The sequence below is a fragment of the Marinomonas sp. S3726 genome (genome assembly GCF_000967665.1).
Taxonomy (GTDB): domain Bacteria; phylum Pseudomonadota; class Gammaproteobacteria; order Pseudomonadales; family Marinomonadaceae; genus Marinomonas.
The window spans coordinates 1-3,252 of record NZ_JXYC01000045.1 but is presented as its reverse complement, the minus strand read 5'-3'; the positions used below and the strand labels follow the sequence as shown (position 1 = coordinate 3,252).

The following is a 3,252-nucleotide window of genomic DNA, read 5'->3' as shown; positions in this document are numbered from 1 at the left end:
AGAAAGCATTCGCGTATTCTGCTTCCTGAAGACCGTCCGGTAGCACTTGTTCTTGTGAAACCGATGATGGGCTAGGCATAGGTAAATCATCGGGCCGAGACATGGGGATCGGCTGCCGCTGCGTCTCGCTTTGCCTCGGGGTAAAATGCTCACGGGGTGCTTGGTTTGGTCGATACTCAAAGCCCGGACTAATCCCTTCAGGAATCGCTTTCACTTCGCCCGTACGTTTATCCGTGTGATCATAATATTCAATAGGGGGCGCTGTATCGGGTTTCGTTTTACCCATGCGCTTCATGGCGCGCTCTGATTTAGCATACTTTTTACAGTTGCAACCGTACCCGTTGCTGGGGCTATGTGTTATCCAGAAAGGGTCATTGGCCGCCAGTACCATTCGATCCCATGATTTATGAATTAAGCGAAAGTGCTCAGCACCGCTGTGCCTGTATTCCAAATAAGGGAACGTCTTTTGAAACTTAGGGTCAGCAAATTGGGCTTCACGGCCAGCGTTGTAAGCTTGTCGAATATTGGTTGTGTAAATCAGTTTAGAACGCCAACCGGGCTCCCCGTTATAATCCCAGCCATGTGTTTTTACAATTTGATCAAAGCGCTTTCGAAAGTCTTGTAATGTCTCGCCGTCTTTTATCGCCGCACGTACAGCACTAGCAAAGTCCTCAACAATGGCGGTTTTATTTGCCCCCGCCACCATAAACGCGTTGTCATGCTGTTCAGCATAAACGTCTTCCCAGCCGTTAGTTGGTAAAGGTGTTTTCTTCTCAAAATAATCGAGGGACTCTTTAAAAGGTTGCGACCCATAGCTTGGCATTATTCGGCTCCTTGGATCGCATCATAACGAGCGGCAAGGTTGGCAACAGATAAAGCCTGTCCTAATACATCGGCCATATCATCAAGCTCAATCGGTAACACCATTAACTGCTCTAATAGAGATTCAAGACTGGTTGCGTTATCAATCGCTATTCTAATTTGATTAAGTGTGGCGGTATTTAACTCAGCGCTTTGGGACTGAATGTTTTTAACTAAGGCGTTTAGCTCAGCGTCTTCTGGGTCTAATTGATTTTGTTGGCCTTCTTTTAAAGCGGCTAACGCGGCTTGCGGGCTCGGGTTGTTATTTGAATATGTCAGAACCGCTTCGCCTTCCTTTGGCTCTGGTATCTGAAGCTTTTCTGTTACCCAACTTACCGGAATTTGCATCCCCATTTCGACAAGCTTGGACATATGTTCAGCGTAATGAGCGATGTCCTCCGGTTCGCTTAAGTCAAACTCAAAGCGTGGGATACGATGAGGGCCGCTATAACTGCGGCAGTTTAATGCGTATAACGGATAGATAAGATCCCGCGTGATAGTGGCGGCGATTTGTTTCGCGTCACTATCGCGTAGTTCTTGTCTTACTTCATTATGAACGTTGCCCAGTGCGTTTGTTGAACTCTTACCATCCGCTTGACTCGTCAGTGTGCCACCTAACACCGCTTTTGATTGGGTTCGTTCGCACCAGTTCATCATGGCTTCAAAAGGGTCACTTGCGCCTTTTGCTGCTTCTTGAAAATCAATGTCCATTCCACGAGGGATAATGCCGCCAGCGTTATGGCCAATTGACATGACGGCCTGTAACAGCGTTGATTTTTCTTTTGCACTGGCACCTGTTGGGTATTTACCAAGTCTTAGAGGCAAGCCGTAAATTTCTAAAAATTCAGCTAGGTCACGTACCGAATAATTCTTAAACAAGAACGGCCATGCTAACACCCTGACTAAAGCGGATCGTCCGACATAACCACTTTTAGCCGCGTGCTTATGGCTTAGCCATCCGAACGGCTGAAGCTCTGCACCTTCATAAGTGCTGTCTCTTAATCTTAATTCATTTCGGTTTGTCGGATGAGTTTGAAACCAAGCGGGGTCTCGCCAGTTGCATTTTGGAATACGTAGCTTTTCAACGATTTGCCATTCAAGTTCTAAGTTTGAGTAACCTTTTAAAATTCCATCCGATAAGTTGAATACGAGATCTTCAAGGTCTGTTCTGTCTTCCATCATTTCAGTCAGCATGGCTACATCTGCAAGCTCTGCTTTAGATGCGTCGCGAGGGGCGACGATCTGCCAGTCTAGACCTAATAAAACACGACGACGCTTTTGCAGCTCACTAAATACGTGACCGTCTTTTTCTTCTATATCTTCGGCAAGTTCACATTGGCTGATTAAATTGCCGCGTTCGGCTTCGGCCATAATAGCGGCAAGTTTTGTCGGGGTTAAACCTCTGGACGGGTGCGTTGAAAAATGCTGATAGAGCCCTGTTATTTGGGCTCTATCATCTTGGGTTTGCATCTCTTGTGGTTCCGACGAAAGCGGCTGCCCGTGTATATCAACTAGCATTAGTATGCTCCTTCAATTTGGTCTAAATAACTATCGTCATCGTCTGAGTATTCTCCCCAGCGGCTATCTCTATTTGGTAACGGTGTAAAATCAATTTCACCACCGTCCATATAAGAAGCCCTGTTAGCCATCGCTAATGACACCGCAAAGTCCCCGTGACGTTTACTCTTTGCGTTGCTTGCGCCTTCGTCTTTAGTTCGGCCTTTATCGATGCAAGGGATGCCGTTGACGACTTTAATTTGAAGTAAGTCATCTAAGATGTTCTGGTGTCGGGGGACTTCAATATTAAAAGATTCAAATTCGGCTTTAAGCTTTGGCATCCATTCTTGGTACCAGCCTGCTGATAACATGACTTGATCAACCATGTCAGTGCCAAATTCAAGCGCGGCTTTTTCAGCGAGATAACCACCGTTACCTGTTGCATCGAATGCGGCGCCACTTAAGCGCGGTAATTTGCGCATAATAAACATCATGACTTGCGCTTGTTGTTCGTAAGTAAGGCTTCTTAATTCAACAACAAAGGGTGCCCGTTTACGCAGATCTGAGCGAATAGACAAAGGCGTAAATACGGTTAAGTCACCACGGCGAGCAAAGTCTTCCCCAAATGTGTGCCGCTCTTCTGGATTAAGTTTTTCAAGTAAAGGCGAAAGGTTTTCATCACAGAAGGTTTGCATCTCGGCTTCTCTTACGGTCACAGACCAGGACATAAAATCTTCAGGAGCTTCGTAACGAATAATAGGAATGGAGTGATCGGCTACCATAGCTTGTTCTATTAATACGCGGCCTAAATAAGTGCCTCCTGATTTTTTAGGCACGCAGCCGTACTCTTCATCGGCTGACTCTTTATTGGGGGCGTTTTTATATAAATTTTCA

The 3,252-nt window shown here is 46.0% G+C and carries 2 protein-coding genes and 1 pseudogene; all 3 read right to left on the bottom strand.

Going from position 1 to position 3,252, the window contains the following annotated elements:
* On the bottom strand, nt 1–823 hold an 823-nt coding region (locus TW85_RS24130), incomplete at its 3' end, for a phage minor head protein (protein WP_046019699.1).
* Entirely contained in the window at nt 823–2,379 is a 1,557-nt protein-coding gene (locus tag TW85_RS24125; protein WP_046019698.1) for a DUF935 domain-containing protein, read from the bottom strand. The genes TW85_RS24125 and TW85_RS24130, both read right to left, overlap by 1 nt.
* Nucleotides 2,379–3,252, bottom strand: a pseudogene (locus TW85_RS26255) (hypothetical protein); the annotation flags it as partial. The pseudogene TW85_RS26255 and the gene TW85_RS24125, both read right to left, overlap by 1 nt.